The organism is Halorubrum sp. Atlit-8R (assembly GCF_003666025.1).
Classification (GTDB): domain Archaea; phylum Halobacteriota; class Halobacteria; order Halobacteriales; family Haloferacaceae; genus Halorubrum; species Halorubrum salinarum.
In genome coordinates this window covers 17,790-36,532 of sequence record NZ_QPLV01000005.1, presented here as the reverse complement: position 1 = coordinate 36,532, position 18,743 = coordinate 17,790, and the positions used below count along the sequence as shown (strand labels likewise).

The 18,743-nt window shown below is 69.8% G+C and carries 22 protein-coding genes; 13 read left to right on the top strand and 9 right to left on the bottom strand.

The window, feature by feature from the left end:
• The first annotated feature begins 29 nt into the window (after window positions 1-29).
• The 3 genes from DVK05_RS12895 to DVK05_RS12885 all read left to right on the top strand — a co-directional run bounded on the left by DVK05_RS12895 (window position 30) and on the right by DVK05_RS12885 (window position 2,366).
• Window positions 30-593: a hypothetical protein gene (locus DVK05_RS12895; RefSeq protein ID WP_121563890.1), complete on the top strand. Its 564-nt coding sequence runs from the start codon at window positions 30-32 to the stop codon at window positions 591-593.
• A gap of 110 nt (window positions 594-703) precedes the next feature.
• Window positions 704-1,543 carry an SDR family NAD(P)-dependent oxidoreductase gene (locus DVK05_RS12890; RefSeq protein ID WP_121563888.1) on the top strand — a complete coding sequence of 280 codons (840 nt, stop codon included), beginning with the start codon at window positions 704-706 and terminating at the stop codon, window positions 1,541-1,543.
• Window positions 1,544-1,646: 103 nt separating this feature from the next.
• On the top strand, window positions 1,647-2,366 hold the full coding sequence (locus tag DVK05_RS12885) for an SDR family NAD(P)-dependent oxidoreductase (RefSeq protein ID WP_121563886.1): 720 nt from the start codon (window positions 1,647-1,649) through the stop codon (window positions 2,364-2,366).
• A 98-nt stretch (window positions 2,367-2,464) separates the two neighbouring features.
• On the opposite strand, the gene DVK05_RS12880 is transcribed toward DVK05_RS12885, so the two are convergent.
• The 3 genes from DVK05_RS12880 to DVK05_RS12870 form a co-directional block, all read right to left on the bottom strand.
• Entirely contained in the window at window positions 2,465-2,893 is a 429-nt protein-coding gene (locus DVK05_RS12880; protein ID WP_121563884.1) for a desampylase, read from the bottom strand.
• A gap of 133 nt (window positions 2,894-3,026) precedes the next feature.
• Window positions 3,027-3,383 carry a DsrE family protein gene (locus DVK05_RS12875; protein WP_121563882.1) on the bottom strand — a complete coding sequence of 119 codons (357 nt, stop codon included), beginning with the start codon at window positions 3,381-3,383 and terminating at the stop codon, window positions 3,027-3,029.
• Window positions 3,384-3,488: 105 nt separating this feature from the next.
• Entirely contained in the window at window positions 3,489-4,229 is a 741-nt protein-coding gene (locus tag DVK05_RS12870) for a molybdopterin-binding protein (RefSeq protein ID WP_121563880.1), read from the bottom strand.
• Between the two features lie 89 nt (window positions 4,230-4,318).
• On the opposite strand from DVK05_RS12870, the gene DVK05_RS12865 reads away from it, so the two are divergent.
• A complete protein-coding gene (locus tag DVK05_RS12865; protein WP_121564301.1) occupies window positions 4,319-6,793 on the top strand; it encodes a penicillin acylase family protein in 2,475 nt (824 codons plus the stop codon).
• A complete protein-coding gene (locus DVK05_RS12860) occupies window positions 6,790-7,128 on the top strand; it encodes a hypothetical protein (protein WP_121563878.1) in 339 nt (112 codons plus the stop codon). The genes DVK05_RS12865 and DVK05_RS12860 overlap by 4 nt, the downstream gene beginning before the upstream one ends.
• 20 nt (window positions 7,129-7,148) lie before the next feature.
• On the opposite strand, the gene DVK05_RS12855 is transcribed toward DVK05_RS12860, so the two are convergent.
• Window positions 7,149-7,514 carry a cupin domain-containing protein gene (locus DVK05_RS12855; RefSeq protein WP_121563876.1) on the bottom strand — a complete coding sequence of 122 codons (366 nt, stop codon included), beginning with the start codon at window positions 7,512-7,514 and terminating at the stop codon, window positions 7,149-7,151.
• A 174-nt stretch (window positions 7,515-7,688) separates the two neighbouring features.
• On the opposite strand from DVK05_RS12855, the gene DVK05_RS12850 reads away from it, so the two are divergent.
• From DVK05_RS12850 to DVK05_RS12825, 6 genes are all read left to right on the top strand, one after another.
• A complete protein-coding gene (locus DVK05_RS12850; protein ID WP_121563874.1) occupies window positions 7,689-8,549 on the top strand; it encodes a hypothetical protein in 861 nt (286 codons plus the stop codon).
• Window positions 8,550-8,629: 80 nt separating this feature from the next.
• Complete coding sequence (locus DVK05_RS12845; protein WP_121563872.1) at window positions 8,630-9,661, top strand: ring-cleaving dioxygenase; 1,032 nt, start codon at window positions 8,630-8,632, stop codon at window positions 9,659-9,661.
• Between the two features lie 142 nt (window positions 9,662-9,803).
• Window positions 9,804-10,664, top strand: coding sequence for a TatD family hydrolase (locus tag DVK05_RS12840; protein ID WP_121563870.1), 861 nt, complete (start codon window positions 9,804-9,806; stop codon window positions 10,662-10,664).
• Window positions 10,661-11,782, top strand: coding sequence for an SDR family oxidoreductase (locus DVK05_RS12835; RefSeq protein ID WP_121563868.1), 1,122 nt, complete (start codon window positions 10,661-10,663; stop codon window positions 11,780-11,782). Before DVK05_RS12840 ends, DVK05_RS12835 begins: the two co-directional genes overlap by 4 nt.
• Window positions 11,783-11,939: 157 nt before the next feature.
• Entirely contained in the window at window positions 11,940-12,521 is a 582-nt protein-coding gene (locus DVK05_RS12830) for a DUF2150 family protein (protein ID WP_121563866.1), read from the top strand.
• Window positions 12,522-12,594: 73 nt separating this feature from the next.
• Window positions 12,595-13,077, top strand: coding sequence for a DUF456 domain-containing protein (locus DVK05_RS12825; protein WP_121563864.1), 483 nt, complete (start codon window positions 12,595-12,597; stop codon window positions 13,075-13,077).
• 14 nt (window positions 13,078-13,091) lie between these two features.
• Here DVK05_RS12825 and DVK05_RS12820 read toward each other — a convergent pair whose 3' ends face one another.
• Both DVK05_RS12820 and DVK05_RS12815 read right to left on the bottom strand, forming a co-directional pair.
• The gene (locus DVK05_RS12820) at window positions 13,092-13,901 is read right to left on the bottom strand and encodes a DUF63 family protein (protein ID WP_121563862.1); all 810 of its coding nucleotides are present in this window, start codon (window positions 13,899-13,901) and stop codon (window positions 13,092-13,094) included.
• Window positions 13,901-14,350: a universal stress protein gene (locus DVK05_RS12815; RefSeq protein ID WP_053772750.1), complete on the bottom strand. Its 450-nt coding sequence runs from the start codon at window positions 14,348-14,350 to the stop codon at window positions 13,901-13,903. Before DVK05_RS12815 ends, DVK05_RS12820 begins: the two co-directional genes overlap by 1 nt.
• A 144-nt stretch (window positions 14,351-14,494) precedes the next feature.
• On the opposite strand from DVK05_RS12815, the gene DVK05_RS12810 reads away from it, so the two are divergent.
• Window positions 14,495-15,439 carry a Dam family site-specific DNA-(adenine-N6)-methyltransferase gene (locus DVK05_RS12810; protein WP_121563860.1) on the top strand — a complete coding sequence of 315 codons (945 nt, stop codon included), beginning with the start codon at window positions 14,495-14,497 and terminating at the stop codon, window positions 15,437-15,439.
• On the opposite strand, the gene DVK05_RS12805 is transcribed toward DVK05_RS12810, so the two are convergent.
• Both DVK05_RS12805 and DVK05_RS12800 read right to left on the bottom strand, forming a co-directional pair.
• Window positions 15,440-16,486, bottom strand: a complete 1,047-nt coding sequence (locus DVK05_RS12805; RefSeq protein WP_121563858.1) for a restriction endonuclease — start codon at window positions 16,484-16,486, stop codon at window positions 15,440-15,442.
• A gap of 143 nt (window positions 16,487-16,629) precedes the next feature.
• On the bottom strand, window positions 16,630-16,929 hold the full coding sequence (locus tag DVK05_RS12800; protein WP_121563856.1) for a hypothetical protein: 300 nt from the start codon (window positions 16,927-16,929) through the stop codon (window positions 16,630-16,632).
• A 339-nt stretch (window positions 16,930-17,268) separates the two neighbouring features.
• Between DVK05_RS12800 and DVK05_RS12795 the strand changes: the two genes are divergently transcribed.
• Window positions 17,269-17,556 (top strand): hypothetical protein, encoded by a 288-nt coding sequence (locus tag DVK05_RS12795; protein WP_121563854.1) that lies wholly within the window; start codon window positions 17,269-17,271, stop codon window positions 17,554-17,556.
• Window positions 17,557-17,677: 121 nt separating this feature from the next.
• Here the strand turns inward: DVK05_RS12795 and DVK05_RS12790 are convergent, their stop codons facing one another.
• Window positions 17,678-18,733 (bottom strand): NAD(P)/FAD-dependent oxidoreductase, encoded by a 1,056-nt coding sequence (locus tag DVK05_RS12790; protein ID WP_121563852.1) that lies wholly within the window; start codon window positions 18,731-18,733, stop codon window positions 17,678-17,680.
• Between the last annotated feature and the right edge of the window lie 10 nt (window positions 18,734-18,743).

The following is an 18,743-nucleotide window of genomic DNA, read 5'->3' as shown; positions in this document are numbered from 1 at the left end:
GGTAATCCGCTGGCTCCGAGTGAGGGCGTATGGACGAGACGCCGTTACACGAGCGGATGGAGACGCACGATGCGCTGGCGAGCGAGGCGGCCAAGGCGGCGCGGAAGCGCGACGAGACGGCGTCGGCGATCGCAAGGCGGCTGGCGAACTCGGTCTCGGAGGCCGTCGAGCGGGCCGGGGCGAACGTCGAAGCAACGGGACGGTCGGCCGACGGGCACCGGTTTCGGTTCGCGGCGCGGCTCGACCGGGCGGCGCTCGTGGCCGCGCTGACGGAGACACTCCCGGACGGCTTCGTCGTCTCGCACGTCAACACCGACGGCACGCTCTCGATCGAGTGGACCGGAAAGGACCGAACGCCCTCGAAGCGCGAGCGCGGCGCGATCCTCAAGGCCGTCATCGCCGAGGAGCTGGTGGTGGACGACGACGGGCTCATCGAGGACGTTCCCACCCGCGATCGGGTCATCTCGCGGGCGGTCGAACTCGGAGTCGAGGAGGCGGACGCGACCGAGCGGCTGCGCCGGCTGGCGGCGCTGGACGTGGTCGACCTCGCGGACGGGCGCGTCTACCCGGACGACAACTTCTCGCGCTACTGACCGGCGGCACCGCCGGATCGGGGCGCGTTCGAGGGCGACTCGACTCCGACCGCACGCGCCGCCGGCACCTGAAGGGTTTTGCGGCGACGCGCCGATCGACGAGGCGAGTCATGAACGGAATCGCTGGCAAGACGGCGCTCGTGACGGGCGCGGGGTCGGGGATCGGCCGGGCCTCGGCGCGCCGCTTCGCGGCGGAAGGCGCGAACGTCGTCGTGGCGGACATCGCGACGGAAGAGGGGAGAGAGACGGTCGACCTGATCGACGACGCCGGCGGCGAGGCGACGTTCGTCGAGGTCGACGTGGCGGACGCGGAGTCGGTCGAGAACATGGTCGACGTCGCGGTCGAGACGTACGGGAGCCTGGAGTTCGCGCACAACAACGCCGGCATCCTGACCGACTTCGTCGACGTGACGGGGATATCCGAAGCGCGCTGGAACCGGATCATCGACGTGAACCTGAAGGGCGTCTGGACGTGTCTGAAGGCCGAACTGCCGGTGATGAAGTCGCAGGGGGAAGGCGCGATCGTCAACACCGCCTCGGAGGCGGGGCTGGTCGGGATCCCCGGCCTCTCCAGCTACTCGGCGAGCAAGCACGGCGTCGTCGGACTGACGAAGTCGGTCGCGCTCGAACACGCCGAGCGCGGGATCCGGGTCAACGGGGTCGCGCCCGGCCCGACGAAGACGAACATCCAGTCCGGGCTGCTGGGGGAGGCCCCCGGGGGCGCGGCGCCGTCGCTCCGGGACCGGCTCCGGACCGCGGTCCGACTGATTCGAACGGCGGTCCGGACGATCCGCGCGGACTACGACACGTCGGCGATGCGCGACGTGCCGATGGGGCGGATCGCCGACCCCGAGGAGATCGCCGGCGTCGTCGCGTTCCTCTGCTCGTCCGACGCCTCGTACGTCACGGGCCACACGATCCCGGTCGACGGCGGGCAGGCGGCCGACTGAGCCGTCGTTCGGGAGCTCTGGTCTGGAGCCCGCGAAAGCCGACGCGGCCGGCGCGGACCGCTGGGAACGTGACGACTTTCACGCGCCGGCCCGTACCCGAGCCATGGCTCGCACGGCAGTCATCGCCGGCGTCGGTCCGGGGCTCGGGGAGTCGCTCGCGCGGAAGTTCGCCGCGGAGGGGTGTCGGGTGGCCCTGTTCGCCCGCTCGACGGAGTTCATCGAAGACCTCGCCGCCGACCTCCCCGAACCGGGTGAGGGGCTCGCGGTCACGACGGACCTCGCCGACGTCGACGCGATTCGGGAGGGGTTCGAGACCGTCCGCGAAGCGTTCGGGCCGGTGGACGTGCTCGTCAACCACGCGAGCGCCGCGTCGTGGACCGGGCTCATGGACACGAGCGTCGAGGCGTTCGAGGAGTCGTGGGCGGTCAACGGCCGCGGCGCGTTCGTCTGCTCGCAGGAAGCCGTCGACGACATGCTCGAAACCGACGGCGGCACGGTGATATTCACGGGCGCGACGTCGGCGGTGCGGAGCCGCGGCGGAGCGATCGGGTTCACGGCCGCGAAGTTCGCCGCCCGCGGAATGGCGATGGACATCGCTCAGGAGTTCGGCGGCGAGGGCGTCCACGTCGCGCACGTCGTGATCGACGGTCAGATCGACTCGCCGGACGCCCGCGAGCGACAGCCGGACCGCGAGGCCGAGACGTTCCTCGACCCCGACGAGATGGCCGAGACGTACTGGCACCTCGTCGAGCGGGACGACGTCGGCACGCAGCCGTTCGAGGTTCACATCACGAACGGGCCGAACCCGTCGGAGTTCATCTAGCGAGGCGACCACGAGGGACGCGAGGGAGGGGACGGGACGGGACGAGACAAGACAGGGTAGGACGGCAACGGCCACAGCTCGGCGTCCGACCGGTCCGACTACCGCTCGCTCCGGACCGACACCGTCTCCTGTTCGAACTCGTCCGCGTCGTCGCGCCAGCGCCACGAGCCGACGAACGGGTAGCCGTCGAGCGCGCAGATGACGTACGAGCGGTCCGGCCACGTCGCCCGCGCGGCGTCCGTCTCGCTCGGGTGCGTCGGGCCGGTGGGATGCGAGTGGTAGAAGCCGACCACGTCGCGGCCCGCCGCCTCGACGGCCTCGATCAGTTCGAGCTGCGTTTCGGGATCCATTCGGTAGCGGATCTCGGGCGTGTCCGCGACGTTCTCGGCCGGGTGCGTCTCCGTGACGACGCTGGGATCGCCGTCCGTCCCGCGGTCGCCGGCGAGGACGCCGCAGACCTCCGCCTCGCCGCCCTCGTAGGCGTGATACACGATGTCGTCGTACGCCGCCCGCGTGAGTTCGATCATACCGGAGGAAGGCCCGACGACGGCATAAGTCCGATCCGACCGGCATGGCTACGACTGGTCGGCGATACCGGCAGTCGCTGGCGAGGTGAGAGCGTCGATAAAAGCGTGAGTGCGGTTCGGCGGACCGAGCCGCTCAGAACGTGATGATCTCGTAGTCGTCGTCGACGAGCGAGCGGATGCTCGGGTGGCCGTCGTACTCCGCGAGGGTGGCGAGCCCGGAGTCGGAGACGGCGTCCGCGACGTCGAACGCGCTCGAACAGTAGTCACAGACCGCGGCGTCGTCGCGGACCGCGCGGTAGAGCTCGTGGTAGTCGCTCTCCTCGTCTTCGAGCTCCGGGACCCACTGCGTCCCGGCGCCGTCGAAGATGAGCTTCAGCTCGTCGTCGTCGTTCTCGGCGAACTCCTTGGCCGCCTCCAGGGCGTTCGCGAGGCGACCGTAGTCGGCGTGCGACTCGTTGCCAGCGAGGATCACGATTGCTGCTTTCGCCATCGTGGCTCCCGATACATGGCACGCACTCAAAACCCGCCCGCGGCTGTGTGTTCGGATCGCCGGACCGACGGAAGGGCCCGAAGCGGTCCGCGGGCGACCTCGCGCTCACCAGTCCCGGGACACCGGCGTCTCGCTCGCGTCGACGTGCTCCAGCAGCCACGCCGCGGCCGCGTCGAGCGCGTCGTCGTCGGTCCCGGTCACCTTGAGCCGGTTGTGGTCGGCCTCGCGGTCGGGGTAGCAGCCGACGGCGACGTCGAACCGCTCCATCGACTCCTCCAAGGCGTCGATGATGTTCGACTCCGGCTCGACGGTGTAGAGGAACCGCGAGCGCCGGTCGCCCGCGAACTCGTCGGCGACGGTCTCGAACGTCGCCTTCAGCTCGTCCGGGATCCCGGGCATGACGTAGACGTTCTCGACGACGCAGCCCGGCGCGAGCCCGGCCTCGGTCACCAGCGGGCGGCCCCCCTCGGGGACCGACGCCTCGGCCTCGACGTCGACGTCGAACTCGCGGTCGGGGACCCGCTCGCGGATCGCGGCCAGCCGGCGCTCGACCGACTCGCGCGTGAGGTCGGTCGGGGCCATCTCGCGGTCGAACGCGTCCGCGACCGCCTCCATGGTCACGTCGTCCGGGGTGCTGCCGATCCCGCCGGTGACGATCACGGCGTCGAAGTCGGCCGCGTACTCGCTGACCCGGTCCGCGATCTCGGCCCTGTCGTCGGGGATCGAGAGGATCCGCGACACGGCGACGCCGCGCTCGCTCAGCTCCGCGGCGAGCCAGTTCGCGTTGGTGTTCACCGTGTCGCCCGAGAGCAGCTCGTCTCCGACCGTGATCAGCGCGACCTCCATCGGGCCGTCGTACGACCGGCCGACGGATGTACGTTTCCCGCCGCGGACGGACCCGAATAATAATGAGGGACCGCGGCCTCGGTCGGGAAGTGACACGCGACACCACGCGCCGCGCGGTCCTCGCGAGCGTCCTCGCGGCCGGCAGCGCCGGACTGGCGGCGAGCGACGCGGCCGACCTCCTCGACTCGTTCGCCCCGCTGTCGGGCGAGACGTGGGACGCGGCCGACCGGTCGCTCCCGGAGACGGTCGAGAGCCCGCACGGGGCGGCAAGCGTCTCGCGCGACGAGTTCGGGGTCCCGCAGGTCGAGGCCGACGCGGAGCCCGCGGCGTACTTCGCGGTGGGCTACTGCCAGGCGTTCGACCGCCTGTTCGCGATGGACCTCCAGCGCCGGGTGATGCGCGGCCGGCTCTCCGAGGTGATCGGCGAAGCGACGCTCGACAGCGACGAGTTCAACGTCGCCATGGGGTTCGCCGACGCCGCCGCGGTCACCTGGGACGCGGTCGCCGACACCCGCGCCGGCCCGCTCGTCGAGGCGTTCGCCGACGGCGTCAACGCCGCGATGGACGACCTCCCGCTCCCGCTGGAGTTCGAGCTGATCGGCTACGAGCCCGAGCCGTGGACCCCGGTCGACTCGATGCTGATGGAGAAGCAGATATCGTGGACGCTCACGGGGAGCTTCTCAGAGCTGCGCCGCGCGCTCGTCGCCGACCGCCTCGGCGCGGAGCGCGCGGTGACCCTGTTCCCGACGCGGTACGACCACGACGACCCGATCCTCGACGGGACCGAGACGCGGCTCGACGGGGCGCGGGAGTCCGCGCTGGCCGACGCGGGCGAGCGCGGGTCGAACGGCAGGGAGCGAGCCTCGAACGGCCAAGACCGGGCTTCGAACGGTCGGGAGCGCGACTCCGTCGACCCGGTCGACCCCGCGCTGACCGACTGGCTCTCGGGCTTCGAGTCGCCGACCGGCGTCGGCTCGAACAGCTGGGTCGTCTCGGGCGAGCACACCGCGAGCGGGACGCCAACCGTCGCGTACGACCCGCACCTCTCGCTTCAGGCGCCGCCGCTGTGGTACGAGCAGTCGGTCGACACCCCCGAGCGCTCGGTGCGGGGCGCGACGTTCTCGGGGGTGCCCTTCGTCATCGCGGGGGCGAACGACCGCGGCGCGTGGTCGTTCACCAACCTCGGGGCCGACGTGCTCGACTGCTACCGGTACGAGATCGACGAGGCGGGCGACCGCTACCGATACGACGGCGAGTGGCGACCCTTCGAGGTCGACGAGCGCGAGACGATCCCGGTCGCGGGCGGCGAGGACCGCGAGCTCCGCGTGCGCCGCACCGTCCACGGCCCCCTGATCGAGCGCGAGGGGCGGACGGTCGGCGTCGCGTGGACCGGCCACACGGCGACGCGCACCACGACCGCCATCGAGGCGTACGGGCGCAGCGAGGGGATAGACGACCTGCTCGAAGCCACCCGCGACTTCGACCTGCCGACGCAGAACCTCGTGTACGCGGACGCCGACGGGCGGACGCTCTACTTCGCGACCGGCCGGCTGCCGATCCGCCGGACCGACGGCGAGGTCGTCGACGGCGACCGGGTCTTCGACGGCTCCGCCGGCGAGGGGGAGTGGACGGGGTTCGAGCCGTTCGGCGAGTCCTCGTGGGAGGGGTTCGTCCCCTTCGAGGAGAAGCCGCACGCGATCGACCCCGACGCGCTCTCGACGGCGAACCAGCGGCCGATCGACGACCCGATCCACTACGTCGGCGTCGACTACGCGACCCCGTACCGCGGCGCGCGGATCGCCGACGGGTTGGCCGAGCGGACGGCCGACGGGGGGACGACCGACCCCGAGTTCCACCGCGGGCTCCAGAGCGACGTGCGCGACGGGCGCGCGCCGGAACTCGTCCCCGAGGTGGTCGCCGCCGTGCGCGACCGGTCCGACCCCGACCCGGCGCTCGTTGACGCAGCCGACGCCCTCGACGACTGGGACTACCGGATGGCGCGCGACGCCCGCGGCGCGCTGCTCTTCGCGCGCTACCTGCCGGCGTTCCGCGAGCGCGTCTTCGGCCCCGCGTTCGGCGAGGCCGACCTCGACGACTCCTACTACCCGAGCGACTGGACGCTCGCGCGGCTCCCCGACGACGACCCGCTGTTCGACGGGCGCTCGCGGGCCGACCTCGCGGTCGCCGCCCTCCGCGACGCGCTCGCCGAGGCCGACGAGGCCGGCTGGGAGGCGTACGGCGACTACAACACCACGCGGGCGATGACGCACCCGCTCGGCGGCGAGGCGCCGTTCCTGAACTACGAGGCGCTGCCCGCCGACGGCTCGCCCGCCACCGTGAAGAACTACCGCGTCGAGTCGTCCGTCGGGTCGAGCTGGCGGATGGTGGTGCGGCCGGGGACCGACGCCACCGCGGTCCTCCCGGGCGGGAACTCGGGCGACTACTTCTCCGAGCACTACGACGACCAGCTCCGGCGCTGGCTCGAAAACGACCAGCGCCCGATGCCGCTCGGCGGGGGCGGCGACCCGGCGGTGCGGTTCGAGCCGACGGAGGGGTCGCGATGAGCGACGCGCCGTCGCCGGTAGAGCGCGTCAGGACGGAGCCGCGGGCGCACGCGGTCGCGGTCGTCGCCGCCGCGGCGGTCGGCGTCGCGCTCGCGTCGGTCCACTGGCTCGGGCTGATCGCCGCCGGCGCGCTCGCGTCGCTCGTCGCGCCGACGGTCCGCCGCGGCGTCGCGTACGCGCTCGGGGCGGGCGTCGTCGCCCTCGCCGCGTTCGCGGTCTCGCTCGGCCCGGCGGCCGCGGCGGTGCCGGGGATGCGGCCGATCACCTACGTCGCGGTCGGCGCGGGGCTGGCGCTCCCGCTGTTCGGGTCGCTCGCGCGGGCCGTCGCGACCTGACGCGGTCCGGCGCCCGGCGCTCAGTCCAGCCGATCTACGTCGGTGACGGTCTCGTCGGTCTCGACGTCGCCCGTGTTGCGCGTCTCGCTCGGCTCGAACAGCAGGATCTCTGCCTCGGGCTCGGCGACGGGCCGGTGCTCGGTCCCGCGCGGGACGACGGTGAAGTCGCCGGCCTCCAGCACCGCGTCGTCCGCCTCGCGGAACTCGATCCGGAGCCGGCCGTCGTGGACGAAGAAGAGCTCGTCGGCGTCCGCGTGGCTGTGCCAGACGAACTCCCCGTCCGCCTTCGCGAGCTTGACCGCCTGTCCGTTGAGCTCGGCCGCGAGCCGCGGCGACCACGTCTCGTCGAACGAGCCGAACGCCTCGGCGAGGGACACCGTCTCCATACCGGCGGTCGGGGCCGGAGCGGTAAAGTCGCTGTTCACCCAGGGGCCGCGGCGCCCGCGACGGTTACCGAATCGCGGCGGGGTATATAGCGCTCCGGAGCGGTGCGGACCGCTCGGGCGCGCGCCGGACCCCTCATATAAGCGTTTACGAGGGGACTGTGCGTGCCGCGACGTATGGCAGCGACCCACGCGGACGAGGGGAGCGATCCGATCCGGGCGGCGCGGGCCGCGCTCCGCGTCGAGCGCCGCCGGACCGTCGACGAGCGGGAGGCCCTCCGCGCGTTCCGCGGCCGCGTCTCGTCGGTCCCGACCGAGGACGGGAACGCGACCGCGGCGGGTCCCGCCGCGATGGATCCGACCCGCGGCGCGGGCGGCGCGATCGGCGGGGCGGCGGGCGGTCCCGACGGCGGCGCCGGCGGGGCGGCGTCGCCCGGGTCGAGCCTCGTCGCGGTCCGAGACGCGTATCGGGCGACGGTGATGTCCGTGCCGCACTACGAGGCGGAGTACGACGACACCTACGAGCGGAGCGTCGCGGCCGAGTTCGGCCCCGAGATCGCGTACGCGCTCACCCGGACGGACAGCTTCCACGAGGCGTACAAGCGCTCGCTCCTGAGCGCCGTCGAGACCGCGGTCCAGGAGCGCGAGGCGTTCCTCGACGCCTTGGAGTCCGAGGTCGAGTCGGTCGAGCGCGCCGGGTCCCGGCTCGACCCCGTCCGCTCGGAGGTCGCGGCCATCGACGACGAGCTCGGCGACGGCGACGCCGCGGCGGCGGCCGCCGGGTTCGGCGCGCTCGACGCCTGCCGGACCCGGACCGAGGCGCTCGTCGAGGACTGCGACCGGATCGCCGCGCGGCGCCAGCGCGTGCTCGCCGACCACGAGCGCCGGCTCGCGATCGGGGACGATATCGACTTCGCGGCGTACTGCTATCAGGACCTCGACGCCTCGTATCCGGTCCTCGCCGCGGTCGGGACGGTCGGCGACCGGCTGGAGCGCCTGCGCGACCGGATCGAGCGGGCGATGGCGCGGACGCGGTGAGCCGCCCGTCGCCCGCAGCCGGGACCCGGTAACACCCGTGTCCGCGCCGATTCAAGTCCCTCCGCGACGTAGTGCGGGGCATGACAGACGCCACCGACGACGGCGCCGACAGACACGCGAGCGACGGCCCGACTCCCACGCCGGGGATCCACCACGTGACCTGCGTGGCGGGCGACCCGCAGCGCAACCTCGACTTCTGGGTCGAGACGCTCGGGCTCCGCCTCGTGAAGCGGTCGATCAACCAGGACGACCCCGGCACGTACCACTTTTTCTACGGCGACGCCGAGGGGACGCCCGGCACGAGCATGACGTTCTTCCCGTGGACGGACCTCCCCGAGGGCGAGGTCGGCTCCGGGCAGGTCTCCCGCACCGCGTTCCGGGTCCCCGAGGGGAGCCTCGACTACTGGGAGGAGCGGTTCGACGAGCGCGGCGTCGACTACGACGCCCGCGAGGAGCGGTTCGGCGAGACGGTGCTCCCCTTCCGCGACCCCGACGGGCTCCCGGTCGAACTGGTCGCCGTCGAGATTCCGGACGACGACCCGACGACCGCGTGGACCGCACACGTCCCCGAGTCGGCCGCGATCCACGGCTTCCACTCGGTGACGCTGTGGATCGACGAGCCCGAGCGCACCGAGCGCCTCCTCCGGACGATGGGGCTGACTGAGGCCGAGTCCGAGGCCGACGCGAACACGGACGGCGACCGCACCCGGTTCGCGGCCGGCGGCCCCGTCGGGAAGTACGTGGACGTGGTCGAGGTCGACCGCCGCGGGCGCTCCGGGCGCGGCACCGTCCACCACGTCGCGTTCCAGACCCCGACCGACGACGACCAGTCCGGGATGCGCGACGCGGTCGCGTCGATGGGCCTCCGCCCCACCCAACAGATCGACCGCCACTGGTTCCGCTCCGTGTACTTCCGGGAGTTCGCGGGCGTCCTCTTCGAGCTCGCCACCGCGGACCCCGGCTACGCGAGCGACGAGCCGCTCGACGCGCTCGGCGAGCGCCTGGTGCTGCCCGGGCGGTTCGAGGACCGCCGCGACGAGATCGAGTCCGGCCTCGCCGACGTGACCGTGCCGCGGACCGACGGCGAGTTCGCGGCGAACCGCGCCGACTGAGCGCGGCCGGCACGGAGGTCGGACGAGACTGGCGGTGCTGGCGGGGCGAGCGGCGCGGTCGATACGGCGACGCGGCCGCGGACCGGACCGGGTCGCCGCCGCGGACCGATCCTTCTAATCCGTCGCCGCCGAACCCACGCCCATGACCGAGGACCTCGGCACGCCCGTGCTGGACAACCACCTCCACCTCGACCCGCGACACGGCCGCGGGATCGAGGCCGTCGAGGAGTTCGCGCGGCTCGGCGGCACGCACCTGCTCGTCGTGAACAAGCCCTCGTGGCTGCTCGGCGTCGAGCCCGACGAGCCCGACGACTTCCGCGCCGTCTTCGAGGAGACGTTGGAGACCGTCGCGGCCGCCAGCGAGGCGCTCCCGGGGCGCGCGTGGCCCGTCCTCGGCGTCCACCCCGGACTGATCAGCCGGCTCGTCGACGAGCGCGGCTTCTCGCCCGAGGCGGCCCGCGACCTCATGCGCGGCGGCCTGTCGGTCGCGAGCGAGTACGTCGCGGACGGCGACGCGCTCGCGCTGAAGTCCGGCCGTCCCCACTACGACGTGAGCGACGCTGTGTGGGACGCGTCGAACGCGGTCACCCGCCGGGCGTTCGAGCTGGGCGCCGAGGTCGGCTGCGCGGTCCAGCTCCACACCGAGGCGACCGAGGACCTGACCGACCTCGCGGCGGTCGCCGAGGAGGTCGGACTCGATCCCTCGAAGGTCGTGAAACACTACGCCGCGGGCGAGCTGGCGGGCGTCACGCCCAGCGTGATGAGCGACAAGGAGCGGCTGGAGCGCGCCGCCGAGGCGGGCGAGCCGTTCCTGATGGAGACGGACTTCGTGGACGACCCCGACCGCCCGGGGATGGTGCTCGGCCCGAAGACCGTCCCCCGGCGGGTGCGCTGGCTGCTGGAGGCGGGTCACGAGGCGGCGGTCCGCCGGGCGCACGTCGAGACGCCGCGCGACGTGTACGGGATCGACACCGAGGCGACGCTAGAGCGCGAGGAGCTGTGAGCGGCGCCGACGCCTCGCGGCCGCCCCAGGTGTTGTTCACCGGGTTCCCCGGCTTCCTCGGCTCGGCGCTGCTCCGGCGCGTGCTCGCCCGCGGCGACGGCCCGGTCGCCTGCCTCGTCCAGCCGCGGTACCGCGACCTCGCGTCGCGGCGCGCCCGCGACATCGTCGCCGACGTCAAGGACGAGTCCGGCGACGGGGCGGCCGTCCACCTCTACGAGGGCGACATCACGGAGCCGGACCTCGGGCTGGGCGCGGCGCTCGACGACCCCGACCTGCTCGGCGGCGTCGACGAGGTGTACCACCTCGCCGCGGTGTACGACTTGAGCGTCGACGCCGACCTCGCCGAGGCGGTGAACGTCCGCGGCACGGAACACGTCCTCGACGCGGCCGAGCGCGTCGGCGTCGACCGCCTCCACTACGTCAGCACCTGCTACGTCAGCGGCCGGTACGACGGGGTTTTCACCGCCGAGGACCTCCGCGAGGGCCAGTCGTTCAACAACCACTACGAGGCGACGAAATACCGCGCCGAGGTCGCGGTGCGGGAGCGGATGGCCGAGGGGCTCCCGGCGACCGTCTACCGCCCGGCGATCGCCGTCGGCGACAGCGAGACGGGCGAGACCGACAAGCTCGACGGCCCCTACAACCTCCTGCGGCTACTCCTCGCGCAGCCGCGGCGGCTGGCGGTCGCGTTCTCGATCCCCGGCGCGGCGGACACGGAGCTGAACGTCGTGCCCCGGGACTACGTGGTCGACGCGATCGCCGAACTGAGCGGTCGCCCCGAGACCGTCGGCGAGACGTACCAGCTCTGCGACCCCGACCCGCTCACCGTCCCGGCGTTCGTCGCCGCGATGAGCGACGCCGCGGGGCGCCGGACGGTCACGGTCCCGACGCCGAAGCCCGTCGCGAAGGCGGCCGCAAAGCTGCTCTCGGCGCGCGGCGTCGACGTGGAGCCGGCGACGATCGACTACTTCGACCACCCGACCCGCTACCGCTGCCCGAACGCGAGCGACGCGCTGGCGGACACCGACGTCTCCGTCCCGCGGTTCGAGTCGTACGTCGACCGGATCGTCGCGTTCGCGCGGGAGCACCCCGACCTCGGCGACGACCCGATGACGTGAGTCCGGGAGGGCGACGGAGGCGCCCGACCCCAGGACGGAGGCGTCCGACCGCGGGACGGTGGCGCCGCCGGGAATCCGGGATTCACGCGGGTGAGACGCGGTCTCGCGCGGCGATCGATAGGAAAGGCATTTGAGTTGGCCGGGCGACGTACGGCACATGACCGACGACGACGCCGTCGAAACGTTCTATACCGACGAACGCTGGCAGAACTGGCTCGACAGGCTGGCCGAAGAGGAGCTCGACCCCGAGAACGAGGACTCGGCGCGCCTCCTCCTCAACCTCCAGGACGACGCGGCGATCGCCGTGGTGAAGGTGCTCGCGGCGTTCGACGACGACCGCATCGGCGAGGAGCGCGCCGTCGAGGAGATCCGCGACATCCGCGAGATCGTCCTCGCCGACGTGGAGTTCGACGACGAGGATAAGGTGATGCTGATCGACGGCGTCCAGACCTCGCTCGTCCCCGTCTTCTACGCGGCCGAGGAGTACGTCGTCGGCGGCGTCGTCGACGGCGACGTGAGTGAGTTCGTGCGCGCCGCCGCCGAGGCCGAGGAGGGCGACGACCTCGACGCCGCGCTCGGCTACGTGGTCCAGGCCGGCACGCGCGTCATCGACGGCGAGGCGCTCGACATCGAACTCGTCGAGGACCTGGAGTACGGCCTCGTCTCCGAGTGGGTCAACGGGCTCGACTCCCTCCAGTCGGCCATCGAGGACCCGGAAGTCGTCGAAGAGGAGGACTGACGGCGTCGCCGGACCCGCCCCCGCCGGGTCGATCGAGGTGAAGTGTTTTCAGCGCCCGTAGCGTCGGGTCCGCATGGTCTCTCTCGCGGCCGGCCTGGCGATCGCGCTCCTCGTCGTCTGGACGGCCAGCTCGTTCGTCCCGTTCGTGCCGGGCGGCGTCCTCGCGGCGCTGACGGTCGTCGGCTACGCGTACACCACCGGCTTCGCCGAGCCGAGCCTCCCCGCGCTGGTCGCGCTCGTCGCCGTCTCGCTGCTGGCCTCCGCGGCGGACCTCGTGTCCGGAATGGTCTCCGGCCGGATCGGCGGCGCCTCGACCCGGACCGTCGTCGTCGGGACGCTGATCGGGATCGTGCTCCTGATCCCGCTCGGGCCGATCGGGCTCGTCGTCGGGCTGGGCGGCACCATCTTCGTCGCCGCCCTCGACGAACACGACGGCGACACACGCGAGGCCGCTCGGCAGGCGGCCTACGCGGTGGTCGGCGCCCTCGCCAGCGCGTTCGTCCAGGCTGTCCTGCTCGCGGGCGTCACGGTCGCGTTCGCGCTGGCGGTCGTCTGAGCCCCGGCTCGGCCTCACGCCGCCACGGAGAACAGGATGAGGTTGTGCGCGGCCGGGCCGAGCCCCATCGCCGCGACGAACCCGAGGAGGAGGTACCCTTCGGCCGGCGTCTCGCGGACGTACGCCGCGAACAGCCACACGACGGCGCTCGCGACCGCGAGCTTCACGAGGAGGAACAGCCACCCCTCCCCGATCACCGGGAGCGACGGCAGCCCGCCGACCTCCAGCAGGACCCGCGAGAGGGGCGTGCGCTCGCCGAAGCCGAGCTGAGTGGTCCCGACCGCGGTCGAGACGCCGTCGAGCGCGTGGCCGAACACCGCGAGCGCGCCGACGGAGCCGGTGACCGCGGCCTCGGGCCGGAGCCGCGTCAGCCCGGCCCAGGCGGCGCCGGCGACCGGGACGGTGAGCGCGAGCGCGACCGTCGACCAGCGCGCGCCGACCGGGGAGATCCCGGTCCCGACCGCGACCGCGACGACGGGGACGAGACAGAGCGCGCCGGCGGCCGCAAGCGTCGCCGCGACGCGGTCCGGCCGCGCGGCGTCGGCGGCGAGCCACGCCGCGCCCGCGAGCGCCCCCACGGTGAGGTAGACGGTCGGCGAACCGGCGAACGGGGCGAGGAGCGGCGGGAGCGCGTCGACGACGTAGAGGACGTGGGCCGCGGAGCCGAGCGCCATCCACGGGGCGAGCGCGAGCACGCGCCGCGCGGTGACCCGCGGGCGGCGGCGGCGGAGCGCGGCGACGACCCCGCCGGTCGCGAGCAGGACGGCGAGGAGGTGCGGCAGGGGCGGCAGCGTCGTGCCCGCGGGGAGGAGGCCGCCGACCATCAGACGGACAGGACGGGCTGGCTCGCGTACAACAGCACGTACTCGGCGGCCTTCCCCAGCACCTCGCCGGGGTCGCCGGAGACGGGCTCGCGCGGGACGACGATGAAGTCCGACTCCAGCTCCTCGGCCGTGTCGAGGACGACGCTCCCCGGGTGGACCGTCTTCACCGACGTGGAGAAGCCGTAGGCGATGGAGTTGCTGTGAGGCACCCCGGCCGCGTCCGCGCGGCGGGCCACGGAGTCGGTGAACGCCTCGGAGTCGTCGGCAACCTCGCTCTCGTCGACCACCCCGTGGTCGATGGCGCGGACGACCTCCTCGTCGAGGACGTACAGCGCGTGGACGCTCGCGTCGTACTCCGCCGCGAGCGCGATGGCGTAGTCGACCGCCTCGTGTGACTCCTCGCTGCCGTCGACGGGCACGAGGACGAGGTCGATGTCGAGATCGGTCATACCCGACCCGTCGGCGGGGGAGGTCAAAAAGCCCGCCCTAACGGGGCAGCCAGGTGGCGGAATCAGGTGACGATACCTGTGATATTCTACCTCCACTCTACTTGGGTGACGTTTATAATGCTAGGCAAGCCACCCTCAGATAAGATGGTTGAGCCGGTTCTGAAATGGGCAGGAGGGAAGCGTCAAATTCTCCACGAGATACGAGCATGTTTCCCACCTGAATCAGATGTGAATGCCTACCACGAGCCGTTCTTCGGTGGGGGTGCTCTCTTCTTCAAGACTGGACCTCATGCGCCCGGGAGTAGTATCAACGACATCAACGAGCGCCTGATGAGTTTCTACGAGGTTGTCCGTGACGATCCTAAGGATCTCATCGAGTTGCTCGAAGAATTCGATGCTCCAGAGTCGGACCCAGATCCCGATCGAGAGTTCTCAGATGAAGAGGACATTGACCAGTATTACTACCAACAGCGAGAGCTCTACAACCGACGTCCGAGAGGGGAAGATTACGACAAAGTGGAGGAGGCCGCACTCCTAATGTATCTGAATCGGACCTGTTACAACGGCCTCTACAGAGAAAATCAATCGGGAGAATTCAACGTCCCGATTGGCCGACACAGTGAGGCAAACTGGGTCCAAGCATCCCGTATAATGGAAGCTCATCGGGCACTCCAAGATGTAAATATCGAGTGTGGCGACTTCTCCTACGTACTCGATTACGCATCTGAAGACGATCTCGTGTACTTTGATCCACCGTACGAACCCGTTTCGCGTACGTCCAGTTTTGTTGAGTACTCTTCAGAGGAGTTCGGCACTGAGCAGCAGGAGCGGCTCTGTGAGGTAGCTGTCGAACTAAACGAAATGGGAGCATACGTCGTTATTTCAAACTCACCCCCGATGCGGGAACTGTACGAATACCTCGATGAGTTCCAAGTCCACGATGTTGGAGCAAAGAGACATATCAACTCGGACAGCGATGGACGAGGAGAAGTCGGAGAGATTATTGTGACGAATGTGCCAACAGATAACCGGCGAGAAAAAACAGCTTACCTTGATCAGTTTGCTAAAGCCGACGGCGGGGATAAGTAGTCAATAGTCGCCTAGGTTCTTTTCCAAATACTCGTATTTGTAGGTTTGACCGTCCCGAGACTGCCGGACCTCAGGAAGCATATTGAGCCACTTACCGACCGTTCCGCGTCGCCGTTTCGCGGTTGTCTCATTTAGTTCGCTTTCTCTCTCAATAACTTGGGCTAAGTCATCATGGCTTATTGGAGTATGCTCACGGAGGTACTGTAAGACACTCTGAATGATATCAGCTTCTTGAATGTGTTTTAGAAGGCTATCCTGAGCGGACTCATCGTCTTCCTCTCGAATGAATGTCAGGTACTCTTCACCGTCTCGAGTGAGTCCCCACTGACGCATTTGTCGGCCATCGTACTCACCCTGTGGATCCTTGTGAACGTATCCGAGCGCCCACGCTGCCTGTGGGTAATAATCAGCTTGTCGAGGTGTCCAATCCTCTCCGGTCATACGCTTCATATATTCCAAAATCTGGTGTTTGTACCTGTGTCCCTCGTCGATTCCCTCTATTACAGTATTAATAACATCGAAAGAATCAGCCTGCGGCACCGCATCCGATTTTACAAGATCCTCTCCGGTTGAAGTCCCAAACAGATCCCAGAATTCGTGATCTATTTCAAATTCTCCTCCAGCCTGAACGACGCCCAGTTCCTCTTCAAGCATGATATCTGTTAGACGGTCTCGATCGATTAGTGTGATAGGCTGGGCTACCTCACCCTCAGCTACATCGATAGCTCCACTGTTGAACTCGGAAGATGTGATAAATGAGCCAAACTGGTAGTCATGGGAACTTAGTGCGCCAACGAAGTTTCGCATTGCTGGGCTTCCAACCCTCTGTGTATACTGCTTTACCTGTACTCCGAACTGCGCGCGATAAAATTCACGTCCGATAGAGCCACGAATATCAATACCACCATCTCCGTGAAACGGAGTCAGTTCGGCATCGTTTGTCTGTTCCGTCTGCTCAACAAGAATTTTGCTCAGCTGCTCAAACTCTTCAGGCTCAATGCTCAGGGCGTGATCGAGAAGCTCATCTTTGGCCCGTGAGCGTTTCATCACTCATCTACAGTTGACGATGTGATAAAAATTCAATGTCCAATCAATTAAGTGAGATTTTTATGACTACACAGACCGCTTCAAAATTGAATATATTTTGAGCTACAGTGGTAGTTCAAAAATTGGTTGTCCGCCCGCGGGGATCAGTCGTCGGAGGCCTCGACGCCCGGCATCGGGAGGTCATCGACGTGGCTCGCGGCCTCCTCGAAGTTGGGACCGGGCTCGATGGTCCCGGCCTCGCGGTCCCACTCGATGTAGCCGGCCTCCTCTAAGGCCGGCAGGTGCGTCTCGCGGAGTTCGGCGGCGATCTCGTCGGCCCGCCCGCGAACGCGCAGATCCGCGACCGTCTCGACGGCGCCGTCCGCGAGGGCGGCGACCGCGCGCCTGCGCTCCGGCGCCGAGACCACGGCCGCTGGATCGGTGGTGGGAGTGTCGAGTGTCATCGTGTGGCTCCGTTCGTATCTACGAAAGCGGTCGTAACGAAATAAAAGCACCGCCGAACGCGCATCTCCGCCTCGTCGACGCGCTCGACGGCGCGTGACGCGACGGCGGCGTCCGCGACCGGTCGCCCCGGCCGGCGAGGGAGGGGAACCCGCGCCGAACGACCGCTCGTTACCGACACTTTACAGAAATATGAGAAGTATACCAATTAGTACCATGGTATCGTTTACACCCCGTTAACAACCGTTTCAGATGTTCTGAATGCGTGATGTGTGGTACCGTTTCTCAAAACTTATTTGGAAAGTGAAAGGTTTTAGTCGGCCGAGCGTGTACGGTGAGATATGTACCAAGGCTCTATCACCTCGGCGGAGACGCACCGGCCGATCGGCGCCGACTCGCCGCCGGGCAGCCGCTCGCCGCTGGGGACGCTCGCGTTCCTCGCGCTCGTCGTCGCACCGTTCGTCGCGTTCGCCTACCCCGTCGCGACCGTCGCGCTGCTGACCGGCACCGTCGCGCTCGCCGTCGTCTCGCGGTCCGTCCTGCGGACCCTGCGCCGCCGCAGCGGCCGCGTCCGGACGCTCACGCTCCCCGGCCTGGGGACCGTCGAGTACCGGATCACGACGAACTGACGCGAACGACCCGCGTCCGACCGAACCGCCGCGGAACCGCTTTTCGAAAGGACTCGCGCGCCCAGCGGCGGCGCCGAAAACAGTCGCAGAACCGTCGCGGATTGCCTTCTCGCCGATCTCCTCAGATCCCGTACGCGACGCGCTCGCCGACGTCGAGGCCGTTCGCGAGCGCGGCGTGGAGCCGCCCCTCGCCGGCGACCCAGTCGCCGAGCAGGTACAGCCCCGCGTCGCGCGCCGAGTCGACCGGACCGCGGTCGACGCCGCCCTCGGGCAGCGCGTAGCGCCACCCCTGGTGGTCGGTCCACACGGGGTCGGCCAGACGCTCGTCGCCGACGATGGCGGCGGTGTGATCCGCGAGCGCGGCGACGTTCTCGGCCGGGTCCTCGTCGTAGCGGGCCGTCGACCAGGCGTCGTTCGCCTGGACGACGAGCAGCGTCTCGCCGTCCGGGACGTGGCCGGCCTTGCACTCCTCGCGGGAGATCCAGCCGACGGCGTGCTCCTTGTCGGTGTTGACGAGCGCGTAATAGGGCACGTCGAGTTCGAACGGGTACCGGAGGACCGCGGTCCAGACGCTGCCGTACTCAACCTCGCCGACGGCCTCGACGAGCGTCTCGCGGAGCGGGTCGTCCCACTCGGCGGTCGCGAGGAGGTCCCTCGTCTGGGGGGCCGGCGGGTTCATAAGGAGGGCGTCGAACGGCCCGCGCGTCTCGCCGTCCGCGTCGACGAGCTCCCAACGGCCGTCGCCGTCGGCCGCGCCGTCCAGGCGTCGGACCGTCTCGATCCGGGTCCGCCGGTGGACGGTCGCGTCGGTGCGGCCGAACAGGCGCTTGGCGATCTGCGTGAGCCCCCGCCGGTAGCTCCACTTGTGGCCGTCGGCGTCCCGGCCCGGCGACACCGTCTCGTCCGCCTCGAAGGTGTACACCGGCTCCGTCACGTCGACGAGCCCCTCGTCGTCGAGCGTCTCCGTGATCAGCTCGACGACGCGGTCGTCGTCGCTCTTCAGGTAGTTCGCGCCGTAGTCGTACGTGAGCTCCTCGTGGCGCCGCGTGGCCGCGCGCCCGCAGAGCCCGCCGGACTTCTCGAAGACCGTCACGTCCGCGTCCGGGACCGCACCGTCGATGACGAACGCCGCCGCGGCCGCCCCCGCGCCCGCGCCGACGATGCCTACGTGGGTCACACCGATCGTA

Bases quoted from the DNA above. Each gene is read 5' to 3' on its own strand.
- DVK05_RS12895 (WP_121563890.1), top strand. From the start codon at position 30: ATGGACGAGACGCCGTTACACGAGCGGATGGAGACGCACGATGCGCTG.
- DVK05_RS12795 (WP_121563854.1), top strand. From the start codon at position 17,269: ATGTACCAAGGCTCTATCACCTCGGCGGAGACGCACCGGCCGATCGGC.
- DVK05_RS12840 (WP_121563870.1), top strand. From the start codon at position 9,804: ATGACCGAGGACCTCGGCACGCCCGTGCTGGACAACCACCTCCACCTC.
- DVK05_RS12825 (WP_121563864.1), top strand. From the start codon at position 12,595: ATGGTCTCTCTCGCGGCCGGCCTGGCGATCGCGCTCCTCGTCGTCTGG.
- DVK05_RS12820 (WP_121563862.1), bottom strand. From the start codon at position 13,901: ATGGTCGGCGGCCTCCTCCCCGCGGGCACGACGCTGCCGCCCCTGCCG.
- DVK05_RS12800 (WP_121563856.1), bottom strand. From the start codon at position 16,929: ATGACACTCGACACTCCCACCACCGATCCAGCGGCCGTGGTCTCGGCG.
- DVK05_RS12875 (WP_121563882.1), bottom strand. From the start codon at position 3,383: ATGGCGAAAGCAGCAATCGTGATCCTCGCTGGCAACGAGTCGCACGCC.
- DVK05_RS12815 (WP_053772750.1), bottom strand. From the start codon at position 14,350: ATGACCGATCTCGACATCGACCTCGTCCTCGTGCCCGTCGACGGCAGC.
- DVK05_RS12805 (WP_121563858.1), bottom strand. From the start codon at position 16,486: ATGAAACGCTCACGGGCCAAAGATGAGCTTCTCGATCACGCCCTGAGC.
- DVK05_RS12845 (WP_121563872.1), top strand. From the start codon at position 8,630: ATGACAGACGCCACCGACGACGGCGCCGACAGACACGCGAGCGACGGC.
- DVK05_RS12890 (WP_121563888.1), top strand. From the start codon at position 704: ATGAACGGAATCGCTGGCAAGACGGCGCTCGTGACGGGCGCGGGGTCG.
- DVK05_RS12810 (WP_121563860.1), top strand. From the start codon at position 14,495: ATGGTTGAGCCGGTTCTGAAATGGGCAGGAGGGAAGCGTCAAATTCTC.
- DVK05_RS12860 (WP_121563878.1), top strand. From the start codon at position 6,790: ATGAGCGACGCGCCGTCGCCGGTAGAGCGCGTCAGGACGGAGCCGCGG.
- DVK05_RS12885 (WP_121563886.1), top strand. From the start codon at position 1,647: ATGGCTCGCACGGCAGTCATCGCCGGCGTCGGTCCGGGGCTCGGGGAG.
- DVK05_RS12855 (WP_121563876.1), bottom strand. From the start codon at position 7,514: ATGGAGACGGTGTCCCTCGCCGAGGCGTTCGGCTCGTTCGACGAGACG.
- DVK05_RS12880 (WP_121563884.1), bottom strand. From the start codon at position 2,893: ATGATCGAACTCACGCGGGCGGCGTACGACGACATCGTGTATCACGCC.
- DVK05_RS12830 (WP_121563866.1), top strand. From the start codon at position 11,940: ATGACCGACGACGACGCCGTCGAAACGTTCTATACCGACGAACGCTGG.
- DVK05_RS12850 (WP_121563874.1), top strand. From the start codon at position 7,689: ATGGCAGCGACCCACGCGGACGAGGGGAGCGATCCGATCCGGGCGGCG.
- DVK05_RS12870 (WP_121563880.1), bottom strand. From the start codon at position 4,229: ATGGAGGTCGCGCTGATCACGGTCGGAGACGAGCTGCTCTCGGGCGAC.